Source organism: Saccharibacillus endophyticus (genome assembly GCF_013185185.1).
Classification (GTDB): Bacteria; Bacillota; Bacilli; order Paenibacillales; family Paenibacillaceae; genus Saccharibacillus; species Saccharibacillus endophyticus.
In genome coordinates this window covers 58,733-85,725 of the sequence record NZ_JAAZWE010000002.1, presented here as the reverse complement: position 1 = coordinate 85,725, position 26,993 = coordinate 58,733, and the positions used below count along the sequence as shown (strand labels likewise).

The 26,993-nt window shown below is 53.1% G+C and carries 23 protein-coding genes; all 23 read left to right on the top strand.

Annotation, left to right across the window (positions count from 1 at the left end; genetic code table 11):
- Positions 1-120: 120 nt before the first annotated feature.
- The 23 genes from pyrH (at position 121) to dapG (ending at position 26,948) form a co-directional block, all read left to right on the top strand.
- Positions 121-849 carry a UMP kinase gene (pyrH, locus tag HRQ63_RS06230; protein WP_037282302.1) on the top strand — a complete coding sequence of 243 codons (729 nt, stop codon included), beginning with the start codon at positions 121-123 and terminating at the stop codon, positions 847-849.
- Positions 849-1,403, top strand: coding sequence for a ribosome recycling factor (gene frr / locus HRQ63_RS06225; RefSeq protein ID WP_172240826.1), 555 nt, complete (start codon positions 849-851; stop codon positions 1,401-1,403). Before pyrH ends, frr begins: the two co-directional genes overlap by 1 nt.
- A gap of 81 nt (positions 1,404-1,484) precedes the next feature.
- Complete coding sequence (locus tag HRQ63_RS06220) at positions 1,485-2,261, top strand: undecaprenyl pyrophosphate synthase (protein WP_172240823.1); 777 nt, start codon at positions 1,485-1,487, stop codon at positions 2,259-2,261.
- A 28-nt stretch (positions 2,262-2,289) separates the two neighbouring features.
- Entirely contained in the window at positions 2,290-3,090 is an 801-nt protein-coding gene (locus HRQ63_RS06215) for a phosphatidate cytidylyltransferase (protein WP_172240820.1), read from the top strand.
- Between the two features lie 56 nt (positions 3,091-3,146).
- Positions 3,147-4,283 (top strand): 1-deoxy-D-xylulose-5-phosphate reductoisomerase, encoded by a 1,137-nt coding sequence (locus HRQ63_RS06210; RefSeq protein WP_172240817.1) that lies wholly within the window; start codon positions 3,147-3,149, stop codon positions 4,281-4,283.
- Positions 4,284-4,357: 74 nt separating this feature from the next.
- Entirely contained in the window at positions 4,358-5,644 is a 1,287-nt protein-coding gene (gene rseP, locus HRQ63_RS06205) for an RIP metalloprotease RseP (protein WP_037282290.1), read from the top strand.
- Positions 5,645-5,719: 75 nt separating this feature from the next.
- Positions 5,720-7,177, top strand: a complete 1,458-nt coding sequence (gene proS / locus HRQ63_RS06200; RefSeq protein ID WP_172240814.1) for a proline--tRNA ligase — start codon at positions 5,720-5,722, stop codon at positions 7,175-7,177.
- 108 nt (positions 7,178-7,285) lie between these two features.
- On the top strand, positions 7,286-11,617 hold the full coding sequence (locus tag HRQ63_RS06195) for a PolC-type DNA polymerase III (protein ID WP_172240811.1): 4,332 nt from the start codon (positions 7,286-7,288) through the stop codon (positions 11,615-11,617).
- A 207-nt stretch (positions 11,618-11,824) separates the two neighbouring features.
- Positions 11,825-12,286 carry a ribosome maturation factor RimP gene (gene rimP / locus HRQ63_RS06190; protein ID WP_172240808.1) on the top strand — a complete coding sequence of 154 codons (462 nt, stop codon included), beginning with the start codon at positions 11,825-11,827 and terminating at the stop codon, positions 12,284-12,286.
- Between the two features lie 34 nt (positions 12,287-12,320).
- A complete protein-coding gene (gene nusA, locus HRQ63_RS06185) occupies positions 12,321-13,418 on the top strand; it encodes a transcription termination factor NusA (RefSeq protein WP_037282278.1) in 1,098 nt (365 codons plus the stop codon).
- A 38-nt stretch (positions 13,419-13,456) separates the two neighbouring features.
- Complete coding sequence (rnpM, locus tag HRQ63_RS06180) at positions 13,457-13,768, top strand: RNase P modulator RnpM (protein WP_037282275.1); 312 nt, start codon at positions 13,457-13,459, stop codon at positions 13,766-13,768.
- Entirely contained in the window at positions 13,761-14,084 is a 324-nt protein-coding gene (locus HRQ63_RS06175) for a L7Ae/L30e/S12e/Gadd45 family ribosomal protein (protein WP_037282273.1), read from the top strand. The genes rnpM and HRQ63_RS06175 overlap by 8 nt, the downstream gene beginning before the upstream one ends.
- Positions 14,077-16,605, top strand: coding sequence for a translation initiation factor IF-2 (infB, locus tag HRQ63_RS06170; RefSeq protein WP_172240805.1), 2,529 nt, complete (start codon positions 14,077-14,079; stop codon positions 16,603-16,605). Before HRQ63_RS06175 ends, infB begins: the two co-directional genes overlap by 8 nt.
- 17 nt (positions 16,606-16,622) lie before the next feature.
- A complete protein-coding gene (rbfA, locus tag HRQ63_RS06165; RefSeq protein ID WP_172240802.1) occupies positions 16,623-17,021 on the top strand; it encodes a 30S ribosome-binding factor RbfA in 399 nt (132 codons plus the stop codon).
- Positions 17,008-17,985: a DHH family phosphoesterase gene (locus tag HRQ63_RS06160; protein WP_172240799.1), complete on the top strand. Its 978-nt coding sequence runs from the start codon at positions 17,008-17,010 to the stop codon at positions 17,983-17,985. Before rbfA ends, HRQ63_RS06160 begins: the two co-directional genes overlap by 14 nt.
- Positions 17,982-18,896: a tRNA pseudouridine(55) synthase TruB gene (gene truB, locus HRQ63_RS06155; protein WP_172240796.1), complete on the top strand. Its 915-nt coding sequence runs from the start codon at positions 17,982-17,984 to the stop codon at positions 18,894-18,896. Before HRQ63_RS06160 ends, truB begins: the two co-directional genes overlap by 4 nt.
- 70 nt (positions 18,897-18,966) lie before the next feature.
- Entirely contained in the window at positions 18,967-19,908 is a 942-nt protein-coding gene (locus HRQ63_RS06150; RefSeq protein WP_172240793.1) for a bifunctional riboflavin kinase/FAD synthetase, read from the top strand.
- Between the two features lie 180 nt (positions 19,909-20,088).
- Positions 20,089-20,358, top strand: coding sequence for a 30S ribosomal protein S15 (gene rpsO / locus HRQ63_RS06145; protein ID WP_037282261.1), 270 nt, complete (start codon positions 20,089-20,091; stop codon positions 20,356-20,358).
- A 124-nt stretch (positions 20,359-20,482) separates the two neighbouring features.
- Positions 20,483-22,585, top strand: a complete 2,103-nt coding sequence (locus HRQ63_RS06140) for a polyribonucleotide nucleotidyltransferase (protein ID WP_172240790.1) — start codon at positions 20,483-20,485, stop codon at positions 22,583-22,585.
- 213 nt (positions 22,586-22,798) lie between these two features.
- Positions 22,799-24,064: a M16 family metallopeptidase gene (locus HRQ63_RS06135; RefSeq protein WP_172240787.1), complete on the top strand. Its 1,266-nt coding sequence runs from the start codon at positions 22,799-22,801 to the stop codon at positions 24,062-24,064.
- Positions 24,042-24,488 (top strand): dUTP diphosphatase, encoded by a 447-nt coding sequence (gene dut / locus HRQ63_RS06130; protein WP_172240784.1) that lies wholly within the window; start codon positions 24,042-24,044, stop codon positions 24,486-24,488. The genes HRQ63_RS06135 and dut overlap by 23 nt, the downstream gene beginning before the upstream one ends.
- A 180-nt stretch (positions 24,489-24,668) precedes the next feature.
- Positions 24,669-25,712, top strand: a complete 1,044-nt coding sequence (locus tag HRQ63_RS06125) for an aspartate-semialdehyde dehydrogenase (protein ID WP_172240781.1) — start codon at positions 24,669-24,671, stop codon at positions 25,710-25,712.
- Between the two features lie 15 nt (positions 25,713-25,727).
- Positions 25,728-26,948, top strand: a complete 1,221-nt coding sequence (dapG, locus tag HRQ63_RS06120; protein WP_172240779.1) for an aspartate kinase — start codon at positions 25,728-25,730, stop codon at positions 26,946-26,948.
- Positions 26,949-26,993: the final 45 nt, after the last annotated feature.

Below are 26,993 nucleotides of genomic sequence, written 5' to 3'. Positions count from 1 at the left end.
AAAAATTCGTAACTAAAGATCAATCACAGCTTCTGTGCATGGGGGGAACACTTGGTGTTCCTTCTTTTTTAACCAGGGTTCCCCATATGTTCAGGTAGCGGAAAAAAGCGGAGGGTAAAATTGATGCAGCCTGCATTTAAGCGAGTGGTACTCAAAGTCAGCGGCGAGTCGCTTGCGGGACAGAACGGATACGGAATCGACGGACTGATGATTTCGGACATTGCCGAACAAATCAAGGAAGTCGTGGAATTGGGCGTGGAGGTAGCAGTCGTTTGCGGCGGCGGCAACATCTGGCGAGGAATCGCGGGTAGTGCCAGCGGCATCGATCGTTCGACCGCGGATTACATGGGGATGCTTGCGACAGTCATGAACTCGCTTGCCCTTCAAGACGCACTCGAATCGATTGATGTACCGACTCGCGTACAGACGTCCATTGCCATGCAGCAGATTGCCGAGCCGTACATTCGCCGCAGAGCGATTCGCCACCTGGAAAAAGGCCGCGTCGTCATCTTTGCAGCAGGTACAGGCAATCCGTTCTTCTCGACCGATACGACTGCGGCGCTGCGTGCTGCGGAAATCGAAGCGGAAGTCATTTTGATGGCGAAGAACAAAGTGGATGGCGTCTATTCGGCCGACCCGTTCATCGATCCTACCGCAGAGAAGTTCGAGCAGCTTACCTACATGGAAGTGATTAGCCGTAATCTGGGCGTAATGGACTCCACCGCTTCTTCCCTGTGCATGGACAACAATATTCCGCTTATCGTATTTGCCATTACCGAACAAGGCAATATCAAAAGAGTCGTTCTCGGTGAAAAAATCGGAACGATCGTTAAAGGGAGTGTAGATTAATGCCTCAGACCGTGAAGAAAAACGCGGAAGACCGCATGGGCAAAGCCATCCAGGCGCTGCAACGCGACCTGAGCACGCTGCGCGCCGGACGCGCCGTGCCGGCTCTGCTCGACCGGATTCAAGTCGAATATTACGGAGCGCCGACACCGCTGAACCAACTGGCGAACATCAATACGCCGGATTCGCGGACGCTGATGATTCAGCCGTGGGACAAGTCGTCGCTGTCCGATATCGAGCGCGCGATTCAAAAATCGGATCTCGGCCTTACGCCGTCCAATGACGGCAACGCGATTCGCCTGGTGATTCCGGCTTTGACGGAAGAGCGTCGTACCGAACTCGTCAAACTGACGAAAAAATTCGGCGAAGAAGGCAAAGTAGCGGTTCGCAACATCCGCCGTGACGCCAATGACGATATCAAGAAGATGGAAAAAGGCGAAATCTCCGAAGACGAGTCCCGTGGCCATCAAGAAGAGATCCAGAAGCTTACGGATAAATATATCGCGGAAGTCGACAAAGTGATCGCTGCAAAAGAAAAAGAGATTATGGAAGTTTAAGACCCCGCGACCCCTCCGTTCCAGGTGGGGTTGTGTCTTTTTTCGGGACATCTGCGGGAGCTGAAGCATGGAGGAGAAGACATGATCAATCGGTTTCGCTCGTGGATCGGTCCGAAAGAGCGCGAGCAGGTTTCAGGACCGGCCGAGCCGTCGGCGGATAACGTACCGCAGCATATCGCCATCATCATGGACGGCAACGGACGATGGGCCAAGAAACTCGGCATGCCGCGGATCGTCGGTCACCAGAGCGGGATGAAGGCGGTTAAGCGAGCTACGATCGCCGCGGACGAGCTGGGAGTTCGTTATCTGACGTTATATGCCTTTTCCACGGAAAATTGGAGCAGGCCCAAAGAAGAAGTCGATTTTCTGATGCGGCTGCCGCAGGAGTTTCTGTCATTGGAGCTTGAAGAACTCATCCGGAAAAACGTGCAGGTGCGGATGATGGGTAATATGGAAAATCTGCCGGAGCATACGCTTAAGGCAATGCGTGAAGCGACGGCCCGTACGAAGGACAATACCGGTCTCGTGTTGAACTTTGCGCTGAATTACGGGGCACGCCGCGAGTTGGTAGAAGGCATACGGGAAATTGCCAGAGGCGTTGAAGCAGGCCTGATCCGGGCTGAGGACATCGACCAAGAGATGATCTCCGCCCATCTGCAAAGCGTGGATATGCCTGATCCCGATTTGTTGATTCGCACCAGCGGCGAACTGCGGATCAGCAACTTCATGCTGTGGCAGATCGCTTATAGCGAATTATGGTTTACGGACGCCTATTGGCCGGAATTCGGCAGAGAGCATCTTAGAGAAGCGGTAGCCGAGTACCAGCGGCGCACGCGCAGATACGGCGGTTTGAAATAGCGGCGTCGCCCGGACGGAGGATGAAACGGTGAAACAACGAATCATAACCGGTGTTGTAGCCGGCGTGTTGTTTTTGGGGCTGTGTGTATTAGGAGGCTTTGGGTACCCGGCACTGATTATGCTGATGGCGCTCGTCGGCTTTTATGAGTTTGCAAAGATGAGCACAGGGGCTCCGTTTCGTGCGGAAGCTTGGATCGGTTATCTCGCTGTGGCGTACTTGACTTTTCCTTGGCAAGCGTGGGACTTGGATTTCCCGATCCCTCCTCAGCATGCCATCTGGCTGTCGCTGCTGCTGCTTCTTTGCGCGACGGTGCTCACCAAAAACGAAATCAATATCAAGCAGGCTTCGCTGCTCTTCCTGGGTGCAGTTTATGTCGGCTTGGGTTTTTATTATATTGCGATCTCGCGGGAAACTCCGGACGGACATGGCTTGTTTTGGACATTCCTGCTGCTTCTGAGCATTTGGGGGAGTGACGCAGGCGCCTACTTTACGGGCAAAGCTTTCGGTAAAAACAAGCTTTGGCCGGCCATCAGCCCCAATAAGACGATTGAAGGCGCAGTCGGAGGCATCTTGATTGCCGTCGTGATTGCACTTGGATTTTCATTGGCAGCGCCTGAGTTATTGGATCCGCTTCGAGCCATGCTGATCGGTTTGGCCGCTTCGGTTATCGGACAAATGGGAGATCTGATTCAGTCTGCCTACAAGCGCGTATACGGAATCAAAGATTCCGGCAGCATTTTGCCCGGACACGGAGGCATTTTGGATCGCTGCGATAGTTGGTTGGCCGTATTCCCCTTCGTACATATTCTATTTTTGCTTCCGTATTGAACGGCGTGAAGCGGTAGGAAAAGCGCATAGGGACAAAGAGGGGAAGCGAACATCGAATGAAAAAAATTGCTTTGCTTGGCTCCACGGGTTCGATCGGTACACAGACTCTGCAAGTCGCAGCCGAGCATCCTGAGCACTTTCAGGTTGAGGCACTCGCTGCCGGAGGGAATACCGGATTGCTTTTGGAACAAATTCGGCAATTCAAGCCCGCCAAAGTATCCGTTGCGACGAAAGAAGCAGCGGAGACGTTAAAATCTCAAGTTCCGGCTGGAACCAAGGTTTATTTCGGTAACGAAGGCCTGATTGAAATCGCGGCGGGAACGGATGCGGATACGGTAGTGACGGCCGTAACCGGAAGTATGGGGCTTCCTGCTACGCTCGCTGCTATTGACGAAGGTAAACAGATTGCGCTCGCCAACAAAGAAACATTGGTTACCGCAGGTCATCTGGTTATGCGCCGCGCCTCGGAAAAAGGCGTGCCGATTCTGCCTGTAGACAGCGAACACTCCGCGATCTTTCAATGCTTGAACGGTGAACCGAGAGAACGGCTTTCGAGCATTACGTTGACCGCTTCGGGAGGCTCGTTCCGCCACTTGAGTCGTGAAGAGCTTGCGAACGTCACCGTCGAAGATGCACTCAAGCACCCCAACTGGTCGATGGGCTCCAAAATCACGATCGATTCGGCCACCATGGTCAACAAAGGGCTTGAAGTGATCGAGGCGCACTGGTTATTCGGTTTGTCTTACGATGAAATCAACGTGCTGCTTCATCCCGAAAGCATCATCCATTCATTCGTCGAATTCGAAGATACCAGCATCATTGCCCAACTGGGTAATCCGGATATGCGGGTGCCGATCCAATATGCGCTGACTTACCCGGATCGCATCCCGCTTAAGGCGAATCGGTTGTCGCTTGCCGAGATCGGCAAACTCAATTTCAGGGAAATGGATTTCGGCCGCTTCCCTTGTTTAAGGATGGCCTACGACTGTGGTAGAATGGGAGGAACCGCACCGACCGTCTTTAATGCGGCGAATGAAGTCGCGGTAGCACGGTTTTTGCGCCGGGAAATTTCGTTCTTGCAGATCGAAGACACGTTGGAAAAGGTCATGCAGCAGCATACGGCTATTGCCGATCCGGATTTGGATGTGATTCGCGAAGCCGATCAGTGGGCACGCCGAGTCGCATCTGAATAAGAGAGGCTGCTCTCTGCTGTTTGCCATGCTATTTCAGTATAATCGCTTGACCAACAGGGAGGATCAGACCAGACATGATGACACTTCAGATCGTCGTGTTGACCGTACTGATGTTTTTCGTCGTCGTTACGGTGCACGAATGGGGGCATTACTACTTTGCGAAACGTGCAGGCATCTTAGTGCGGGAATTCGCGATCGGCTTCGGCCCCAAGCTGTTTTCTTATAAACGAGACGAAACGATGTTTACCCTGCGACTGCTGCCGCTTGGCGGTTACGCAAGAATGGCAGGTGAAGATCCCGAGCTTGATCCGATCCAGCCGGGACAAACCATCGCGGTTCGTTTATCGGATGAAGGTGTCGTCAAAAAGATTTACCTCGATCAACTGGATAATCGGCGCAATGTCGTCATCGGGGAAATCGAATGGATCGATATCGAAGAACGGATGCAAATTCGTTTGAACGTAGACGGCGAGACGCAGCATCTTGAAGTGGATCGCAAAGCGGATATCGTCACGCGCGGGCAAGAACTTCAGGTCGCGCCGAAAGACCGTCAGTTCCGCAGCAAAAGCGTAGGTAAACGCGCCTTGGCGATTTTTGCCGGACCCCTGATGAACTTTGTATTGGCCTTCGTGTTGTTCTTGATCTATGTGCAGGTTTCGGGCGTGCCGGACGAAAAGGCGACAGGTGTCGAAGTTGCCGATATCGTGGCCGGAACGCCTGCCGATTCGTCGGATCTGGTCAAAGGCGATATCATCCAGTCGATCGACGGACAAGCCGTGAACGGCGACTTGGCCAAAGTTACGGAATTGGTAAACGCGTCGGGCGGCAGCGAAGTCGAAATGAGCGTGCAGCGCGGAAGCGAGACCGTTCAGGTTCCGGTGACGCCGAAGCTGGTTGATGCGCAGGACGGCAGCCAAGTGCTGCAAGTCGGTATCCAACTAAGCAAAATCAAACGGAGCGCTTCCTTTACGGAAACGTTCGAATTTGCCGGGAAATCGTTCGCGAACGGCAGTACCGCCATTTTGGACGCGTTACGCAAACTCGTTTTCGAACGCTTCGATATCAATCAGTTGGCAGGTCCTGTAGGCACGTTGCAAGCGACCGGAGAAATCGCAAGTCAAGGCATCGATCAGATGATCCTGTGGACAGCGCTTGTCAGCATCAACTTGGGGATTTTCAATCTGCTGCCGATTCCGATGTTGGACGGAAGCCGCTTGATCTTCCTGGGCATCGAAGCGGTGCGTAGACGGCCGATTGATCCGAACAAGGAAGGCATGGTGCACTTTATCGGCTTCGCGCTGATCTTCCTGCTCATGATCGCCGTGACGTACAACGATATTTTACGCATCATCAAAGGCTAGGCATCAAAAGCTAAAAAACCGACTTTGTCGTCATCCGGCGGCAAAGCGGCTTGTTCGATAAACGGAGGGACATACATGGCAAGCGATAAACAGGATAAGCAGTTCGTTACGGAGATTACCCCGCAGAGCGAAGACTTTTCGCGCTGGTATATCGATGTGATTAAAAAAGCGGAATTGATGGATTATGCACCCGTGCGCGGTTGTATCGTATTCCGTCCCGAAGGTTATGCGATCTGGGAAAATATTCAGCAAGAAATGGACCGCCGTTTCAAAGAAACGGGTCACCGCAACGCGTACTTCCCCATGCTGATTCCGGAAAGCTTTTTCCAAAAAGAAAAAGAGCATATCGAAGGTTTCAACCCGGAGTTGCCTTTCGTAACCGAAGCGGGCGGCGACATTTTGGAAGAGCGCCTTGCCGTTCGTCCGACTTCGGAAACGATGTTCGGTCACATGTATTCCAAATGGATCAAATCGTACCGCGACCTGCCTGTTCTCATTAACCAATGGGCGAACGTGATGCGTTGGGAAAAACGCACCATGCCGTTCCTGCGCACAAGCGAATTCCTGTGGCAGGAAGGCCATACGGCGCACGAGGACGAGAAGGACGCGCGCGAAGAAACGATGCGCATGCTTGAGCTGTATCGCGATTTCGTCGAAGACTTCCTCGCCATGCCGGTCGTAATGGGGCAAAAAACGCCATCCGAAAAATTCGCGGGCGCGGTCGACACCTATTCGATCGAAGCGATGATGAAAGACGGCAAAGCGGTTCAAGCAGGTACCTCCCACTATATGGGCACCAACTTTGCCAAAGCGTTCGAGATTCAATACCTCAACCGCGACAACGAGCTGGAGTTCACGCACACCACGTCGTGGGGAACGAGCACGCGTCTGATCGGTTCGATGATCATGGCGCACGGCGACGACCGCGGTCTGGTTATTCCTCCGAAAGTTGCGCCGACTCAAGTCATTCTGATTCCGATCGGACCTCCGAAGATGCGCGATATGGTCATCGAGCGCGCGGATGCCCTGTATGCCGAACTCAAAGCAGCAGGCATTCGCGTGAATATGGACGACCGCGCGGACGTGCGTCCGGGCTGGAAGTTCAACGAATACGAAATGCGCGGCGTTCCGGTACGGATCGAAATCGGACCGCGCGATATCGAAAACGGCGTCTGCCTGCTGGCTTCGCGCTTGGGCGGCGACAAGCTGACCGTTCAGCTCGATAACGTGGTGAACGAGGTGAAGCAGCTGCTCGACGACGTGCAAAAAGGCATGTACGAGCGTGCGCTCGAATTCCGTGCCAGCCACTTCCACTCCGTGGACAATCTGGACGAAATGCGCGCTCAAATGGAAGAGAAGCGCGGATTCTTCTTGGCCGGATGGTGCGGAAGCGAAGCTTGCGAAGAGACGGTACGTGCCGAAACGGGCGCGACGAGTCGTAACATCCCGTTCGATCCGCAAGAACATAAGAGTACTTGCGTCGCTTGCGGAGAAGCAGCCAAGCACACCGTTGTGTTTGCGAAGGCGTATTAATCTTTTAACCAGAGAGCAAAACCGGAAATGAAGCTTCCGGCGGCGAGGCGAAGAAAGAGGCCCGCCGCGGAAGCTCTTCGCTTTTTACGAAACAAAGGGGGACAGACGATGAGTGAGACGGCGGAGCGCAGGCAGCGCCTCGAACTGCTGATGAAGCAGGCCGAGATGCCCGCTAGCGCGGCGGACCCTTATTTTAATGATGGATATATCGATCGGGTAGAAATCAGTCGGTCGAATCGGGATTGGAAAATCGTGCTGGTCAAAGATACGTTGGTACCCGCACAGATTTATCGCACTTTTTGTTTGCAGATTCAAGAGCGGCTCAAGCATATCGCGAAGATTCGCTTTTTGTTTCAATATACGGGGGGAAATCGGCAAAGCGAGATCGTAGACGAGTATTGGAAGCTGTTTATCGAATGGGCGCAGCGCGAGATTCCTTCGGTCAACGGTTGGATGGCGAGAGCGCAGGCCGTGACAGAGGGAAATGTGACGACGGTCTCGTTTACCGATCCGATGTCGCTGGAGCTTGGACGCAAACGCAACATCGATAAAGCGTTAACCGATTTTTACGAAAAATACTTCGGTCTTCAGCTTCAGGTGAAATTGAACGTCGATACGGGAGAAGCGGCAGCCCAGGCGGCCAAAGCGCAATTCGACGAGATGCGGCGGCGCGACGAGCAGGCGGCGATCGAGAAAATGATGGCGGAGATCGATGCCGAGATCAGCGCGGGCGAAGAAAACGAAGACGGCGAAGTGGTCAAACTCCAGATCGGTTACGATATCCGCGACGAAGCGATTTCGCTCCAGACGCTGCAAGACGAAGAAAAGAAAGTCACGATTCAAGGGTTGATCTTCGGTCTGGAAAGCAAAGAACTTCGTAACGGAAGCACGTTGTTCACGTATTTCCTGACCGACTACAGCGACTCGCTGCAAATGAAGATGTTCGCGAAAAATAAAGACGATCTGAAAGTAATGAGTTTGCTGGCAAACGGGAAATGGGTCAAAGCCCGCGGACGCGTCGAAATGGACCGTTTTATGCAGATTCCAGAGCTGGTCATGATCCCTTCCGATCTGATGGAAATCAAGGCGCCTCCGATTCGCATGGACAATGCCGAAGAAAAACGCGTCGAATTCCATCTGCATACCAAAATGAGCACGATGGACGCGGTATGTTCGATCGACGAATACGTGAAGCGTGCCGCGAAATGGGGACACAAAGCGATTGCGGTCACCGACCACGGCGGCGTGCAATGTTACCCGGACGCGGCGAAAGCGGCCAAAAAGAACGGGATCAAAATGATGTACGGCGTCGAAGCGAACGTGGTCAACGATTCCGTCGCGGTCGTGCTCAATCCGCGGGACGGCGAATTGAAGTCGGCGGAATACGTCGTATTCGATATCGAGACCACCGGCTTGTCGATCACGCAGAACAAGATCATCGAAATCGCGGCGGTCAAAATGCGGGACGGCCAGGAAACGGGACGTTACTCGACATTCGTCGATCCGCATGAACGGATTCCTTACCATATCCAGCAGCTGACCAATATCACCGACGATATGGTACGCGGCGCTCCGGAGATCGACAGCGTTATTCGCGAATTCGTGGAATTTGCGGGAGACGCGATCCTGGTCGCGCACAACGCGCGGTTCGATATCGGTTTTATCCAGGCGACGCTCAAAAACTTCGATCTGCCGCTGATGGAAAATCCGGTGCTGGACACGTTGGAAATGGCACGCTTGCTGCATCCGACGATGAAAAACCACCGGTTGAACACATTGGCTAATCGATATAAAGTCGCGCTTGAAAGCCATCACCGCGCCATCGACGATACGATCGCGCTGGCGGGCATTTTGACGGGACTGATCGAAGACGCGGTCAAAGAACGCAATCTCAACAACCTGAGCCGCTTGAACGATTTCGTCGGCAAAGACTTGTCCAACGCCCGTCCGTTCCACTGCGGCATTTATGCGCTGAACGAAGTCGGCAAAAAGAATTTGTACAAACTCATCTCCATGTCGCATACCGAGCATTTCAAACGGGTGCCTTGCATTCCGAAGTCGAAGCTCGAAAACATGCGCGAAGGCCTGTTGATTTTGTCAGGCTGCGAAAAAGGCGAATTCTTCGAAGCCGTGCTGAACAAAACGGTCGAAGAAGCGGAAGACGTGGCAGGCTTTTACGATATTTTGGAAATCCAGCCGCTGACCATGTACATGCACTTGGTGGACAAAGGCCTGGTCGGCAGCGCGGAAGAACTCAAAATCGCGGTCGAAAAAGTGTGCAAAATCGGCAATAAGCTGAACAAGCCGGTCGTCGCCACGGGCAATGTGCATTACCTGGATCCGCGGGACAAAATGTACCGGGATATCACGATCCACGGCATCACGGGCTTCAGCCCGCTCAAAGACCAAAATAAACCGGACGCTCATTTCCGCACGACCGAAGAGATGTTGGAAGAGTTCAAATTTTTGGGCGAGGAAAAGGCAAGAGAAGTGGTTGTGACCAACACGTCGGAGCTTGCGGACCGTTTCGAGGAAATCAAGCTGTTCCCGTCGGAACTGTACACGCCGGTCATCGAAGGGGCCGATCAGGAAATCCGGGATACTTGCTACAACACGGCGAAGGAAATGTACGGCGAAGAACTTCCGGAAGTCATCATTGCACGACTGGAAAAAGAGCTGGGCCCGATCATCAAGTTCGGTTTCTCGGCCAACTATCTGATTTCCGAACGTTTGGTTAAAAAATCGAACAGCGACGGTTATCTGGTCGGTTCGCGGGGTTCGGTCGGCTCGTCCGTCGTCGCCATGTTCTTGGGGATATCGGAAGTCAATCCGCTGCCGCCGCATTATATATGCCGCAACGCGGAATGCAAACATAGCGAATGGTTCCTGGACGGCAGCGTGCGAAGCGGATTCGACCTGCCGAACAAACAATGCCCCAACTGCGATTCGACGATGCTCGGCGAAGGACACGATATTCCGTTCGAGACGTTCCTGGGCTTCAAAGGCGACAAAGTTCCCGATATCGACTTGAACTTTTCGGGCGAATACCAGCCTCAGGCGCATAACTTCACCAAAGTCATGTTCGGACCGGACAATGTGTTCCGTGCGGGCACGATCGGTACAGTCGCCGAAAAGACCGCATTCGGTTTTGCGAAAAAGTACGAAGAGCATCACCAAAAGCGTTGGCGTTCGGCCGAATTGAATCGTTTGGCATCAGGTTGCACGGGCGTCAAGCGCAGTACCGGACAGCACCCGGGCGGTATCGTCGTGCTGCCGGACTATATGGAGATCGAAGACATTACGCCTGTCCAGTACCCGGCCGACGACGTGAACGCGGAATGGAAAACGACCCATTTCGATTATCACGCGTTCGACGAAAACCTGCTCAAACTCGATATTCTGGGACACGACGATCCGACCATGATGCGAATGCTTCAAGACTTGACCGGCGTCGATCCGACCACCATTCCGATGAACGACCCAAAGGTTATGAGCATGTTCAACTCGACGGATTCGCTCGGCGTCACGCCGGAGCAAATCCGCACTCCCGTTGCCACCTACGGCGTGCCGGAGATGGGAACCAAATTCGTACGGCAGATGTTGATCGAAGCCAAACCTTCGAGCTTTGCCGATTTGCTGCAAATTTCCGGTCTGTCGCACGGAACCGGCGTTTGGCTGGGCAATGCGGATCAGCTGATCAAAAACGGTACGTGCAATATCAAAACGGTAATCGGCTGTCGGGACGATATCATGTTGTTCCTGATCTACAAAGCGGGAATGGATGCCGGACTGGCCTTTAAAATTACGGAAAGCGTACGTAAAGGTAAAGGTCTGTCGCAAGAATGGATTGACGAGATGAAGCGCTGCAAAGTGCCGAACTGGTATATCGATTCTTGCCTGAAGATCCAGTACATGTTCCCGAAAGCCCATGCTGCGGCCTATGTCATTTCGGCCGTGCGTACGGCTTACTTCAAGCTGTATCATCCGATCGAATATTACGCGACGTATTTCTCGGTTCGCGCGGCTGATTTTGAAATCGAATTGTTCTGTCAGGGATACGAAGCGATCGGTCGCAAGATCGTCGAGATTGAGCAGAAGGGCTTTCAAGCTCAGCCGAAAGAAAAAGCGATGCTGCCGATCCTGGAGATGGCGCTTGAAATGACGGCTCGCGGTTTCACGTTCAAAACGATCGACCTGTACCGTTCCGACGCGCAGAAGTTCATCGTCGACGGAAGCAGCCTGATCTTCCCGTTCGCGGCGCTTGCGGGCCTTGGCGACAATGCGGCAAAAGGCGTAGCTGCCGCGCGCGACCATGGCGAATTCCTCTCGATCGAGGATTTCCAACAAAAGTCGAAAGCTTCGAAAACCATTATCGAATTGCTCGGGCAGTTGGGCTGCTTCCGCGGTTTGCCTGAAAGCAATCAGCTCTCCTTATTTTAAAGAAGGGCGTAATGGCGGCCTTTGTAAAGCCCTCATACTTGTCACCATTACGGGCTTATGGTATAATAGAAGTAGGATTTTGGAGTTAGACACAGCGGAAGATAGATCTTTGTGTAGAGAGTGGGGCAACCCACTCTTTACTTTTGGGCTGATATCTTCTGCGCCGCCCTTGCGGACGGAACTTGACAACGCTTGGAGGGTGAATGCTTGAGCACACCGAAGATTAAAACAACCGTAGAAGAGATGATCGAACCGTACCTGACTGAACAGGGATTTGAACTGGTCGATGTAGAGTACGTGAAGGAAGGCGGCAGCTATTTCTTGCGTGTTTACGTGGACAAGGAAGGCGGCATCGATATTGATGACTGCGGGCAGATCAGTGAGTACATGAGCCAGAAACTGGACGAAAACGATCCGATTGAAGAGGCGTACTTCCTGGAAGTGTCGTCGCCGGGAGCCGAACGTCCGCTGAAGAAGGCGGAAGACGTGCTGAAGGCAGTCGGAAAAGATGTTTTCGTTACGACTTACGAACCGATTAACGGGTCGAAGGAATTCGAAGGCAAACTGCTTTCGTTTGAAAACGGAGAACTTGTAATCGCGTTCGGGAAGAAACAGGCAGCTGTGCCTTACGACAAGGTCGCCAGCGCCAGACTGGCCATTATTTTCTAATATAGATAGTCCTGAAAGGGGGAGCGTTGGGCAAATGAGTACGGATTTCATTGAAGCATTAAACGAGCTGGAGCGTGATCGGGGGATTAGCAAAGAAATTCTTTTCGAAGCGATCGAAGCAGCGCTGATCTCCAGTTACAAGCGCAATTTCAACACGGCTCAAAACGTACGCGTGGATATGAATCGCAATACCGGGGTAATTAAAGTTTACGCGCGCAAGTTGGTAGCCGAGGAAGTTCTGGATGACAGAACCGAAATTTCGCTCGAAAATGCGCGGGAAATCAATCCGCATCTGCAAATTGACGATATCGCCGAGTTGGAAGTAACGCCTCGCGATTTCGGGCGTATCGCGGCGCAAACGGCAAAACAAGTCGTAACGCAGCGCATCCGTGAAGCAGAACGCGGCCTGATCTACAATGCGTTCGTTGACAAAACGGAAGACATCGTAACGGGAACCGTGCAGCGCATGGATGCCCGTAACCTGTATGTCGATCTGGGCAAGATCGAAGCGGCTCTGCCGCTTACCGAGCTTATGCCCGGCGAAAAATTCGCGCATAACGAGCGGATCAAAGGTTATATCACAAAGGTGGAAAATACCACGAAGGGGCCGCAAATCATCTTGTCCCGGACACATCCCGGACTGTTGAAGCGCCTGTTCGAACTTGAAGTGCCCGAGATTTTCGACGGAGTCGTCGAAATCAAATCGGTTGCGCGCGAAGCCGGTTTCCGTTCGAAAATCGCTGTTTATTCCCGTAATGCGGAAGTCGATCCGGTCGGTTCTTGCGTAGGTCCGAAAGGCGTGCGCGTACAAACAATCGTCAATGAACTACGCGGGGAGAAAATCGACATCGTGAACTATTCCGAGAGCGTGGAAGAGTATGTGGCCAATGCGCTGAGTCCTTCCAAAGTGATCGAGGTCGAAGTATTCGAAGCCGAAAAAATGGCCCGCGTCATCGTACCGGACTATCAGTTGTCGCTTGCGATCGGGATCAAAGGCCAAAATGCACGCCTTGCGGCGAAGCTGACCGGTTGGAAGATCGACATCAAGAGCGAAACGCAGGCTGAAGAAGAATTCGGCAGAGAGCGCACGTACGACGGCGAAATGCCGCAAGACTCCGTGTCTATCGACTAGACTCTTTAACGTTATAGGCGAAAGCGGGGGTTCCAACCATGAAAACCAAAAAGGTGCCGCTGCGCAAATGCGTAGCCAGCCAGGAAATGCTGCCTAAAAAGGAATTGATCCGGGTCGTCCGTACGCCGGAAGGCCAAATTGAGATCGATCTTACAGGCAAAAAATCCGGCAGAGGCGCTTATCTGCGCGCAGATGCGGACTGCTTCAGGCTTGCCCAGAAGAATAAGTCGCTGGATCGCGCGCTCAAGCAGCCGGTGCCGGCCGAAATCTACGAACAACTTGCCCGGGATTTTATTCGGGTCGAACACCAATTCCGTGAATTACAGGAGAGAGAGACAGACGATGAATAATGAGCTTTCGGGACTGGGGCTGGCCATGCGCGCCGGAAAGATGGTTACCGGAGACGAAATGGTGATCAAAGCCATCCGGTCGCGCGAAGCCAAGTTGGTCGTCTTGGCCGGCGACGCCTCGTCCAATACCCAGAAAAAGTTTCGCGACAAATGCGCTTCATACGGCATTCCCCTGCTCGTCGGTTTTGACCGAGAGCGGCTAGGCGCCAGTATCGGCAAGCCAGAACGCCTTGTGCTCGCGTTGACCGAACAGGGATTTGCCGACATGATCCGCAGGAAACTGGGGACAACGTCGGAGGTGGAGTATATTGAGTAAACCAGAAAGCAAAGTTCGGGTCTATGAATACGCCAAATCGCTCGACATGAGCAGTAAAGAAATCATTACCATTTTGAAGAAACTCGAAATGCCGGTGAATAATCACATGAGCGTGATGGAACCTGAGGCAATCGGCAAAGTGGAACAATTTTTTCGGAAAATCAAGTCGAATGCCTCCAAGCCGGCATCTCCAAGCAGCAAACCGCAATCGAACGGTGATATTCAAATAAAAAATTCACAAGAAAAGCAGGTAGGTATGAATAATAAACCCCAAACCCCAAATAGCAGTCAGTCGCAAAGTCAAGGCGGTAACCGTCCTCAGGGCAACCGCAGTTCTTCTTCCGTAGGCGGCGGTCAAAGTCGTCCGCAAAGCGGCGGCGCAAGCCGTCCTCAATCCAGCGGTCAAGGCGCACGTCCGAGCAGCGGCGGCCAAGGCGGTCAAGGTGCGCGTCCGGGCAGCACAAGCACGGGTTCGCAAAACCGCAGTGGCGGCGGAGCTTCTTCTTCGCAAAGCCGCGGTCCTTCTTCCTCGAACAGCAGTTACGGCGGTAACCGTAGCGGCGGTCAAGGCGGACAGGGCGGTAACCGTACAGGCGGACAAGGTGGCCAAGGCGGCAATCGCACAGGCGGACAGGGCGGACGTCCGGGCGGCCAACGTCGTTCCGACGATAGCAGAGGCGGATTCCGCGGCGGTCAAGGCGGACGCGGCGGTAAAGGCGGACGCGGCGGGAACAACCGCAACAACCAACCACCAAGAGAGAAGATCGACAATACGCCAAAGAAAATTATCGTACGCGGTACGATGACTGTTGCCGAAACGGCGAAGCTTCTGCATAAGGATGCTTCGGAAGTCATCAAGAAACTCATTATGCTCGGCGTTATGGCGACAATCAACCAAGAGCTGGATCTGGAAACGATCCAACTGCTTGCAGGCGATTTCGGCGTTGAAGTCGAAATCAAGATTCCGGTTGAAGACGATCGCTTCGAAACATTGGAAGAAACCGACGAAGAAGCTGATTTGAAAGAACGTCCTCCGGTCGTTACCATCATGGGTCACGTCGACCATGGTAAAACAACATTGCTTGATGCGATTCGTTCCACGAATGTAACAGGCGGCGAAGCCGGCGGCATCACGCAGCATATCGGTGCTTATCAAGTCGAAATCAACAACAAAAAAATCAGTTTCCTGGATACTCCGGGTCACGAAGCCTTCACGGCAATGCGTGCCCGCGGTGCACAGGTAACGGATATTACGATTATCGTGGTTGCAGCCGATGACGGCGTTATGCCGCAAACCGTTGAAGCTGTTAACCATGCAAAAGCGGCAAATCTGCCGATCATCGTAGCGGTAAACAAAATCGACAAGCCGGGTGCGGATCCGGACCGCGTTAAACAAGAACTCACCGAGTACGGTCTTGTACCGGAAGAGTGGGGCGGCGATACGATCTTCGTTAACGTATCCGCGAAGCAAAGAATGGGTCTTGAAGGCCTGCTTGAAATGATTCTGCTGGTAGCCGAAGTGAATGACTACCGTGCAAATCCGGACAAGCGCGCCCGGGGCACGGTCATCGAAGCCGAGTTGGATAAAGGTCGCGGCCCTGTTGCCCGTATCCTCGTTCAGCACGGTACGCTCAAAGTGGGCGATGCTTTCGTAGCGGGTAACTGTTTCGGACGCGTGCGTGCGATGGTTAACGACAAAGGCCGTCGATTGAAGGAAGCGGGTCCGTCGACTCCGGTCGAAATTACCGGTCTGACGGAAGTTCCGCAAGCCGGCGATCCGTTCATGGTGTTTGAAGATGAGCGTAAAGCTCGCAGCATCGCCGATAAGCGTTCGATTACGCAACGCGAATCGGATATGGGGGCGAACACTCGCGTTACCCTTGATGATCTGTTCAAGCATATCAAAGACGGCGAAATCAAAGACCTTAACGTTATCATCAAAGGCGACGTTCAAGGTTCGGTCGAAGCCCTCAAAGGCTCGCTCGCGAAGATCGAAGTCGAAGGCGTTCGCGTCAAGATCATTCACAGCGGCGCCGGCGCGATCAACGAGTCGGATATCATTCTGGCAGCGGCTTCGAATGCGATCGTGATCGGTTTCAACGTTCGTCCGGACAACCAGGCCGCGTTGACTGCCGAGCAAGAAAAAGTCGATATCCGTCTGCATCGCGTAATTTACAGCGTGATCGAGGAAATCGAACAAGCGATGAAAGGCATGCTCGATCCGATCTTCAAAGAAACGGTCATCGGTCAAGCCGAAGTTCGCAGCACGTTCAAAGTTACCAAGGTCGGCGTAATCGCGGGCTCCATGGTTATTCAAGGCAAGATTGCGCGTAATGCGGAAGCTCGCTTGATCCGTGGCGGCATCGTCGTCTACGAAGGCAAGATCGACTCGCTGAAGCGTTATAAAGACGACGCCAAAGAAGTATCCCAAGGCTACGAATGCGGAATTACGCTTGATTATAACGACATTCAAGAAGGCGACATTATTGAAGCCTTCGTGATGGAAGCTGTCGAGCGCTAAAAGCGGGGTGAAAAAACATGGCAAAAATTAGAGTAGGCCGGGTTGGGGAAGAAATCAAAAAAGAACTCAGCCAGATGATTCAAAGCGAATTGAAAGATCCGCGTATCGGATTCGTTACCGTCACCGATGTCGAGGTGACGGGCGACCTGTCCGAAGCGAACGTGTATCTGAGCATTTTCGGTGACGAAGATCAGAAGCAGCAGTCGCTGGCAGGCATCAAAAAAGCGACGGGTTTCCTTCGTACCGAAATCGGCAAACGAATTCGCTTGCGGCATACGCCGGCACTGTTCTTCCATCTCGACGAATCGATCGCCTACGGCAGCAAGATCGAAAGCCTGCTGGGACAGATCAAGTCGGAAGATGAGCCGGAGAAAGCCAAACAAGAGAATAAAGGAGACGGCGATGCGGACGTATGAGCAGGATTTGATCGGTGCGCGGCAATTTATCGAACAGCACGATGACTTCCTGGTCGTGGCGCACGTACAGCCCGACGGAGATGCAGTCAGTTCCACCCTTGCGGTGGGCTGGCTTCTCTCGCGTTTGGGGAAAACCTTCACGATGATTAATGAAGGGCCGATTCCGCAACGGATGACCTACATGGAAGGATCCGATCAGATTCTGGACATGAGCCTGACGGAACGCACACGCACTTACGGCAATGTCATTTGTGTCGATTGCGCGGACTTTAAGCGGGTGGGTCTGGTATCGGAGTGGATGGAAGAAGGAGCGAATATGCTCAATATCGACCATCATCCGACCAACGACGAATACGGCACGCAGACTTTGATCAAAGCGGATGCGGCAGCGACAGCTGAAATCTTGTACGATCTGGTTAAGCTGTTCGACTTGGGCTGGGATCGAAATGTTGCCGAAATGCTGTATACCGGGATATTGACCGATACTGGAGGTTTTCGATACTCCAGCACGTCGCCGAAAGTGATGCAAATCGCTTCGCATTTGCTGGAGCTTGGCGTCAACGGTCCGGATCTCGCCGATTCGCTGCTGGAACAGTTGACCAAGCCGCAATTCGATGTGTTGACCTTGTCTCTGGCTACGCTGCAAATGTCGGAAAACGGCAAGGTCGCATGGGTGCATGTGACGCCGGAACACATGGTTCAAGCAGGCGCATCCAACGAGGATCTGGAAGGCATCGTGAATTATCCGCGCAATATTCAGGGCGTCGAAGTCGGCGTGCTGTTTAAAGTTATTAACGAGAATGCAGTCAAAGCCAGTATGCGCTCCGCAGGCAAAGTGGATGTGGCGGCAATTGCTGCCGAATTCGGCGGAGGCGGGCATGTGCGCGCAGCCGGTTGCCGACTGGAAGGCACGCTTGAGCAAGTGACCGCACTCGTGATCGAGAGGATCAAACAATCGCTATGAATGATTTTGACGGCGTACTGCCGGTACACAAGCCCGCAGGCATGACGTCTCACGATGTCGTGGCGAAATGTCGGCGGTTGCTTCAAATGAAACGAATCGGCCATACGGGCACGCTTGATCCGTCCGTGACGGGGGTGCTGCCGCTTTGCTTGGGGCGCGCTACCCGGATGGTCGAATATTTGCAGGAAATGCCGAAGGAATACCGTGCGGTACTGAAATTCGGAATCGCGACGGACACGGAAGACCTGACAGGGACTATCATTGAGGAAATGCCCGAAACGGGAATTACCGAAGCGCAGGTGAGAGAGGCTTTGGCCGACTTTATCGGTCCGATCATGCAGACTCCGCCTATGTATTCGGCAATCAAAGTGGACGGCAAGCGACTTTACGAGCTGGCTCGGGAAGGCAAGACCGTGGAGCGCAAAGCGCGTGAAGTGGTGATCCACGAACTCGAAGTCACAGGGTTTGAAGAAGGCGATCAGCCGGAGGTTTCTTTGCGCGTATTATGTTCAAAAGGAACTTATATTCGGACGCTTTGCGTCGATTTGGGAGCCAAACTGGGTGTTCCGTCGACAATGGCGAAGCTGGAACGCACCTTGTCCGCAGGCATCGGTCTTGATGGTTGTTTGACCTTTGAAGAGATTGCGCAGCGTGTGGAAGAGGGCACGCTTGCAGATACGCTTGTTCGGGCAGACAAGGCCGCTGTTCATATGCCTGAGCATAAGGTGGACGAACGTAGGCTGGAGAACGCGCTGCGCGGACAAAAGCTGTCGTCTTGGGCTGTACTGCCTTCTGCGGAAGGGTTGCAAAAAGAGTTCAGACTCTACACGCCGGATGACCGCTTTATCGGGATTTACAGATGGGACGAAGAAGTCGGCAAAGTCGTTCCGGTTAAAGTTTTCCTGCCTTAAGTGCCCGGCACTGGGCAAAGAATAACAATGACCGAACGACCAAGCGACGGAAAATGCAGGTGATCGAAAAGTGAAGACGATAACGCTAACTTATCCTTTAATCGGGGTCGGAGAAACCATCCCCGTTCAGCGGCAGATCCTGGCAATCGGACAATTCGACGGTCTTCATCTAGGGCATGTGAGCGTCATTCAACGTGCACTGGAATTGGGACGCAGCCTACAATTGCCGGTCGCGGTACTGACGTTCCACCCCCATCCGAAAGAAGTGATGGGCAAGGGCGATTATGAAGGCTACCTGACGCCTCTGCGCGACAAGGAAAGCATTCTGGAAGAGCTTGGCGTGGATTATATGTATGTAGGCGAATTTACGCCGGAATTTTCAAAAGTTCCCCCGTCCGATTTCGTGACCAAAGTGCTGCTTCCGCTCCAAGTGGCAACGGCAGTCGTGGGTTTCGATTTCCGGTTCGGGTTTATGGGGGAAGGTACCGCGGAAGCCATCCATTCACTTAGTGGCGGGAAGATCGACGTCAAGACTGTTGCTCCGTTTTTACTGGAGGAAGAGAAAGTCGGTAGTTCCGGGATTCGCGCTGCGCTGAAGCTCGGTGATGCGAAGAAAGCCCATCGTTTGCTGGGGCGTCCTTATCGGGTGCGCGGCACTGTTGTAGGCGGAGATAAACGCGGTCGTACGATTGGCTTCCCTACAGCCAACGTCGATCCTTCAGGACACTATGTAACCCCTGCGAAAGGCGTGTACGCGGTGCGTTTCGGCCTTGACGGGGAAGTCTACGGAGGCGTCATGAACGTGGGTGTCAAGCCGACGTTCACGGACGGCAGCATCAAGCCTACGTTTGAGACCCATCTGTTCGACTTTGATCGTAGTATTTACGGTGAAGACGTTTGGATTGACCTGGTGCAGTATATCCGTCCTGAACGAAAGTTTTCGGGAATTGACGAGCTTGTGGCGCAAATTGCCAAAGATGCCGATGAAGCGCGAAATATCCTCAACGGCTAAATGTTTACTTTGTCAGTAAACGAGCGTTTTACTGTTTACTTTTCAGTAAACGTTTGTTATACTGATTTACGTTGCTTGCATTTACGTGAGTAACTTAACCATGGCTTGGTTTCTGGCTTTCACCGGCCGATACGAGGCTTTTGGGGATAAGATTTTCCACATTATTAGGAGGTGAATTGGATGGCATTGACACAAGAACGTAAGAACCAACTGATCGAAGAGCACAGAACTCACGAATCCGATACAGGATCTCCTGAAGTTCAAGTCGCTATCCTGACGGAGAACATCGTTAACCTGACGGATCACCTGCGTACGCACAAGAAAGATCACCACTCGCGTCGCGGTCTTCTGAAAATGGTCGGACAACGTCGCAGACTGTTGGCTTACCTGAAAAACAATGATGTTAGACGTTATAGCGCACTGATCGAAAAACTCGGCCTGCGTCGCTAAAATTAAAAAGTTTTGCACAAGCAGCCTGGTTGTGAACCGTATGGTCTTTTTTGGAGCCGACGGCAGCAGCCAGGTTGTTTTTTATACTTAATGAATGAGCGAAGACGATCCGAGGAGGAGTTTCATGGAACAGCAAGTAGAAATGCAGCTTGGGGGACGTACCCTTACGCTGAAAACGGGCCGTTTGGCCAAGCAAGCAAACGCAGCGGTAATGGTTCACTACGGCGAAACAGTCGTACTCTGTACCGTGACTGCCTCCAACCAGCCTAAAGACCTCGACTTTTTCCCGTTGACCGTGAACTATGAAGAAAGAATGTACGCGGTAGGTAAAATTCCAGGCGGATTTATCAAGCGTGAAGGACGTCCAAGCGAAAAAGCGATTTTGGCAAGCCGTTTGACTGACCGTCCGATTCGCCCGTTGTTCCCGGAAGGTTTCCGTAACGACGTGCAAATTCAAAATATCGTCATGAGCGTGGATCACGACAACGAACCGCAAATCGCGGCCATGATCGGGACTTCCGCGGCGCTCAGCATCTCCGATGTTCCGTTTGACGGACCGATCGGCGGCGTGGCCGTCGGGCGCGTAGACGGTCAATTTGTCGTGAACCCGACACAATCCCAGCAAGAAGCAAGCGATCTGTATCTCGTTGTCGCAGGCACGAAAGACGCGATCATGATGGTTGAAGCGGAAGGCAACGAAGTTCCGGAAGAAGTGATGCTGGAAGCGATCATGTTCGGCCACGACGCGGTTAAAGAAATCGTCGCCAGCATCGAGCAGCTCGTCGAAAAAGCAGGCAAGCCGAAGATGGCCGTGAAGCTGCATGCGGTGGACGCGGAAGTCAACGAGGCGGTACGCGCGTTTGCCGCATCGCGTCTCGTCGAAGCGGTACGCATTGCCGAAAAGCATGCGCGCCAAGATGCGATCGACGCCGTAAGCGAAGAAGCCATTACTCATTTCTCCGATTTGTATCTGGAAACGCCGGACAAACTGGACGACGTTAAAGAAATTCTGCACGATATCGTCAAAGAAGAAGTTCGCCGCCTGATTACGCATGACAAAGTTCGTCCGGACGGACGCGGCTTGGCCGAAATTCGTCCGATCAGCTCCGACGTGGCGCTGCTGCCGCGCGTTCACGGTTCGGGCCTGTTCACGCGCGGACAAACGCAGGCGCTGAGCATCTGTACGCTGGGCGTGTTGGGCGATTCGCAAACGCTCGACGGCGTTTCTCCGGAAGATACCAAACGCTTCATGCACCATTACAACTTCCCTCCGTTCAGCGTCGGCGAAGCTCGTCCGCTCAGAGCGCCGGGTCGCCGCGAAATCGGACACGGAGCGCTCGGCGAGCGCGCGTTGATGAAGGTCATTCCTTCGGAAACCGAATTCCCGTACACGATCCGCCTCGTTTCCGAAGTGTTGGAATCGAACGGTTCCACGTCGCAAGCCAGCATTTGTGCCAGTACTCTGGCGATGATGGACGCGGGAGTACCGCTTAAAGCTCCTGTTGCCGGCGTGGCCATGGGTCTGATCAAGGACGGCGACCACGTCTCGATCCTGTCCGATATCCAAGGCATGGAAGATCACCTCGGCGATATGGACTTCAAGGTTGCGGGTACGAAAGCAGGCGTGACCGCGATCCAAATGGACATCAAGATCGACGGCATCAGCCGCGAGATCCTGGCCGAAGCTTTGACGCAAGCCCGCGAAGGCCGTATGCATATCCTGGAGCAAATGCTTCAAGCCATTCAGACGCCTAGAGAAAAAATGTCGAAATACGCGCCGAAGATCACGATCATCAACATCAAGCCGGACAAGATCCGCGACGTGATCGGGGCGGGCGGCAAGATTATCAACAAAATCATCGAAGAGACCGGCGTCAAGATCGATATCGAGCAGGACGGCCGCGTGTTCATCGCTTCCAACGACGAAGACATGATCAACAAAGCTTCCGAGATCATTCAAAACATCGTGCGCGAAGTCGTGGTCGGCGAAGTGTATGAAGGTACCGTTCGTCGGATCGAAAAATTCGGCGCATTCGTCGAACTGATCCCGGGCAAAGACGGCCTCGTGCATATTTCGCAGCTTGCTGCGGAACGCGTAGCTAAAGTCGAAGATGTTGTAGCCGTTGGCGACAAGCTTCAAGTTAAAGTTACGGAGATCGATGCGCAAGGACGCGTTAACCTGTCGCATAAGATTCTGCTGAGCAACAATGCTCCTGCTAAATCCTAAATCGACCATCTTTCATAAATGAACGAAAAAAGAGACAGAATGATGTTCTGGCTCTTTTTTTATGCATACTTCGCCTTGCGGACATGACTTCGACTGACGGAAATACCGATGTCCAAACTGTGTTGAGTACAACGCGAAAATTTGCTAGGATAGAGTTTGCACGTTTATTTGAGCCGATACCTATTGGTCGAGTGTACGGGAGGGAATAACGCTTTGGAAAAATATACGTTGAGCAACGGGCTGCGAGTGGTAGCCGAGCATATCCCGGGTTCGCGCTCGGTGTCGTTCGGTATCTGGGTCAAAAACGGATCTCGAAACGAGACGGAAGCCGATAACGGCATCTCGCACTTTATCGAGCACATGTTATTCAAGGGCACGAACCGTTACAATGCAAGAGAAATCGCGGAGCAGTTCGATGCGATCGGAGGCAACGTCAACGCCTTTACGTCAAAAGAATATACGAGCTATTACGCTAAAGTATTGGACGAGCATCTTCCGATCGCTATGGATACATTGGCGGATATGTTCTTTAATTCCAAGTTCGACCCGGAGGAACTGTCGCGGGAGAAGAACGTGATCTTCGAAGAAATCTCGATGTATCTGGATGACCCCGACGATCTGGTGCATGATTTGATCGTGGAAGCCGCATACGAAGGTCATCCGCTGGCGATGCCGATCTTGGGTACGCAGGAACATTTGGAAGCCATGTCTTCGGATGATTTGATGGGGTTCATGCATGAGCGCTACACGATAAACAATACAATCGTAGCGATTGCAGGTAATCTCGGAGACAATATTCGGGAGCTGATCGAGCAGCATTTCGGATCTTTTCAGCGTCGCGGCGAGGAGCAGTCGATCACGGTTCCGTCCTTCGACGGCGGACTTGTCTACCGGAAAAAGAAAACCGAGCAAAATCATATTTGCCTGGCTTTTCAAGGATTCGGCTATGACGATCCGCGTCAATACGCGATGGCTTTGCTTAACAACTCGATCGGCGGCGGCATGAGCTCGAAGCTGTTCCAGGAGATTCGGGAAAAACGGGGTCTTGCGTATTCCGTTTACTCGTACCACAGCGCCCATATCGATAGCGGGTACTTCACGATCTATGCGGGAACCGCACCGAAACAAACCGCGGATGTCCTGCAATTAACACGTGAAGTTCTGCAGGACGTACAGAGCAACGGACTGAGCGAATCCGAGATTTTCAAAGGCAAGCAGCAGCTCAAAGGTAGCTTGATCATGGGACTCGAAGGCAGCGGAAGCCGCATGAACCGTTTGGGTAAAAACGAACTGATGCTCGGACGTCATGAGAGTATCGATGAGACGATCGCCAAGGTCGAAGCCGTTACGGAAAAAGACGTTCGCCTTGCGCTCGATCATTTGTTTGCCCAACCGTTCGCTGTAGCGATGGTCGGAAATTCCGATCGCGCGATTAACGCTTTAAGGAGAGATGAACTTGTCCCATCTAGTACAAATTAAACGATTTCCCGGTCATGAAGATCTGGCTTTGCCGCGTAAAATGACGGAACTTGCTGCGGGCTACGACCTGCAAGCCGCTGTTCTGGAACCGATGGTACTGGCGCCGATGCAGCGCGCGCTCGTGCCTACCGGTATCGCGATTGCCATGCCGGGCGGACTCGAAGCTCAAATTCGCCCGCGCAGCGGCCTGGCATTCAAGCACGGCATTACCTGTCTGAATTCGCCGGGAACGATCGATGCGGATTATCGCGGCGAGATCAAAGTCCTGCTGATTAATCTGGGGCAGGAGCCGTTCACGATCGCTCGCGGCGAGCGGATTGCGCAGATGGTATTCCAGCAAGTTCCCGAGACTCAGCTGACTGAAGTCGAAGAATTGTCCGAGACGGTTCGAGGAACCGGCGGTTTCGGTCATACAGGCAAATAGAACTTTTTTGCGGGAAGCCGCGGCCTCTTTCCAGTAAAGAAGCCGCGGGCTTTTTTCGCTTTCGAAACGCTGACATCGAACGTGAACGTCTTGCATTTTATTTGGATACAAACTATGATATTCACAATGCAAACCTTGATGTTTAGCGATTTTGCCCCATATAAAGGAGAGACAAGCCAGATGTCGAATGAAACGTTTAACGTAGCCGTAGTCGGTGCGACCGGCGCCGTCGGCGAACAAATCCTCAGATTGCTCGAAGAGCGCAACTTCCCGATCAAGACCCTGAAACTGTTGTCGTCCGCGAGAAGCGCAGGCAGCAAGCTTATGTTCAAGGGGCAAGAAGTGACGGTTGAAGAAGCGAAGCCGGAGAGCTTTGAAGGCGTACAAATCGCGCTGTTCAGTGCAGGCGGTGACGTCAGCAAGGCCCTTGTACCGGAAGCGATCAAGCACGGTACGGTATGCATCGACAATACGAGCGCATTCCGGATGGACCCGACGGCACCACTCGTCGTCCCTGAAGTAAACGAGGAGAAAATCTTCGAGCATAACGGCGTCATCGCGAACCCGAACTGCTCGACGATTCAGATGGTTGCCGCGCTGAAGCCGCTCCAGGATCGCTACGGCCTTAAACGCATCATCGTTTCGACGTATCAGGCGGTGTCCGGTTCGGGTGCGAAGGCGATTGCCGAGCTGAACCGTCAAACCAAGGCCATTGTGAACGGAGAACCTGTAAACCCTGACGTGCTGCCGGTTGCTTCACTTCCGGTTAAGCATCAGATCGCTTTTAATGCGGTTCCGCAGATCGATAAGTTTACGGAAAACGGCTTTACTTATGAAGAAATGAAAATGATCAACGAAACGAAAAAAATCATGGGCGACGAGTCGATTCAAGTCACGGCGACTTGCGTGCGCATCCCGGTCGTGTACGGACACTCGGAATCGGTTTATGTCGAGCTGGGTTCGGAATACGATTTGCAGGAAGTGCGTTCGCTGCTTGAAAACGCGCCGGGCATCACGGTCGTCGACGATCCGGCTAATCAAGCTTATCCGCTGGCGACCGATGCGGCAGGAAAAAACGACGTGTTTGTCGGCCGTTTGCGCCGCGATCTCGATTCGCCTACCGGCCTGAACTTGTGGATCGTCTCGGATAATTTGCTTAAAGGCGCGGCATGGAATGCGGTGCAAATCGCGGAAATCATCGCGGCACGCTCGCAGCAGGCCTAACGAAAGGAAGAGAACATGGCTATTCGGGTTCAGAAATTCGGCGGAACGTCGCTCTCTTCGGAAGAAGCGAGAGCGCACGTCGTCCGTCATGTTCAACGCGAGTTGGCTGCCGGCTATCAGCTGGTGGTCGTCGTATCCGCTATGGGACGCAGCGGCGATCCTTATGCGACCGATACCTTGCTGGGATGGGCGGCTTCCACAAGCGGAAAGTCGCTGCCTGCCAAGGAAAAAGATCTGCTCATGGGCTGCGGAGAGATTATCTCTGCAGCTACGCTTTGCGGTATTTTGCACCAGGAAGGCATTGATGCAACCGTCTTGACGGGAGCACAAGCCGGATTCATGACAGACAGCCACTTTGGCAACGCGCGGATTTTGGAGATGCGTCCGGAGCGAATCTTGCGCGAATTGCAAGATCATAGCGTGGTCATCGTAACCGGTTTCCAAGGACAAAACGAATACGGCGATCTGACGACGCTGGGACGGGGCGGCAGCGATACGTCGGCAACGGCGCTCGGCGCTGCCCTTCATGCGGAGATCGTCGATATCTATACCGATGTAAACGGCATTCTGACTGCTGATCCTCGCTTGGTTGAAGATGCCAAGCCGCTTGAAGTGGTGAGTTATACCGAAATCTGCAATATGGCCTACCAGGGAGCGAAAGTCATTCATCCCCGCGCCGTGGAAATTGCCATGCAAGCACAGATTCCGGTTCGGGTTCGCTCGACGTTTTCGGAAGAGGAAGGCACTCTCGTCACGCATCCGGAGAACTTTGCCGATGTTTCGGCGGGCGTTATTGATCGCTTCGTAACCGGGATCGCGTACGTGAACGGCGTAACGCAAATTACGGTGGAACAGCCGGACCCTAGCGGTCAGCTGTCTTTGAACGTATTTAAAGCGATGGCCGAAAATGCAATCAGCGTCGACTTTATCAACGTGACGCCGGTCGGCGCCGTCTATACGGTATTCGATTCGGAGGCGGAGCGTGCGCTGACCGCGCTGCGGGGAATCGGTTATGAGCCGCGTGCGCTGAGCGGTTGCGCGAAAGTGTCCGTGATCGGCGGAGGGATTAACGGCGTGCCGGGCATTATGTCGCATATCGTAGAAGCACTGACGCTGCAAAACGTACAAATTTTGCAGTCGGCAGATTCGAATACGACCATTTGGGTGTTAGTGAAAAAAGACGATATGGTTAAGGCGCTCAAAGCGCTGCATACCCGTTTTGAACTGCACCGTTGATTTTTAAAAGCAGATAGAGAGATCTTGACGCAGGAAAAAGGGGCG

What these genes read in the sequence shown, in the direction of transcription:
- frr (WP_172240826.1), top strand. Translation starts at nt 849, where the DNA reads ATGCCTCAGACCGTGAAGAAAAACGCGGAAGACCGCATGGGCAAAGCC.
- HRQ63_RS06220 (WP_172240823.1), top strand. Translation starts at nt 1,485, where the DNA reads ATGATCAATCGGTTTCGCTCGTGGATCGGTCCGAAAGAGCGCGAGCAG.
- HRQ63_RS06210 (WP_172240817.1), top strand. Translation starts at nt 3,147, where the DNA reads ATGAAAAAAATTGCTTTGCTTGGCTCCACGGGTTCGATCGGTACACAG.
- rseP (WP_037282290.1), top strand. Translation starts at nt 4,358, where the DNA reads ATGATGACACTTCAGATCGTCGTGTTGACCGTACTGATGTTTTTCGTC.
- proS (WP_172240814.1), top strand. Translation starts at nt 5,720, where the DNA reads ATGGCAAGCGATAAACAGGATAAGCAGTTCGTTACGGAGATTACCCCG.
- HRQ63_RS06195 (WP_172240811.1), top strand. Translation starts at nt 7,286, where the DNA reads ATGAGTGAGACGGCGGAGCGCAGGCAGCGCCTCGAACTGCTGATGAAG.
- nusA (WP_037282278.1), top strand. Translation starts at nt 12,321, where the DNA reads ATGAGTACGGATTTCATTGAAGCATTAAACGAGCTGGAGCGTGATCGG.
- rnpM (WP_037282275.1), top strand. Translation starts at nt 13,457, where the DNA reads ATGAAAACCAAAAAGGTGCCGCTGCGCAAATGCGTAGCCAGCCAGGAA.
- HRQ63_RS06175 (WP_037282273.1), top strand. Translation starts at nt 13,761, where the DNA reads ATGAATAATGAGCTTTCGGGACTGGGGCTGGCCATGCGCGCCGGAAAG.
- rbfA (WP_172240802.1), top strand. Translation starts at nt 16,623, where the DNA reads ATGGCAAAAATTAGAGTAGGCCGGGTTGGGGAAGAAATCAAAAAAGAA.
- HRQ63_RS06160 (WP_172240799.1), top strand. Translation starts at nt 17,008, where the DNA reads ATGCGGACGTATGAGCAGGATTTGATCGGTGCGCGGCAATTTATCGAA.
- truB (WP_172240796.1), top strand. Translation starts at nt 17,982, where the DNA reads ATGAATGATTTTGACGGCGTACTGCCGGTACACAAGCCCGCAGGCATG.
- rpsO (WP_037282261.1), top strand. Translation starts at nt 20,089, where the DNA reads ATGGCATTGACACAAGAACGTAAGAACCAACTGATCGAAGAGCACAGA.
- HRQ63_RS06140 (WP_172240790.1), top strand. Translation starts at nt 20,483, where the DNA reads ATGGAACAGCAAGTAGAAATGCAGCTTGGGGGACGTACCCTTACGCTG.
- HRQ63_RS06125 (WP_172240781.1), top strand. Translation starts at nt 24,669, where the DNA reads ATGTCGAATGAAACGTTTAACGTAGCCGTAGTCGGTGCGACCGGCGCC.
- dapG (WP_172240779.1), top strand. Translation starts at nt 25,728, where the DNA reads ATGGCTATTCGGGTTCAGAAATTCGGCGGAACGTCGCTCTCTTCGGAA.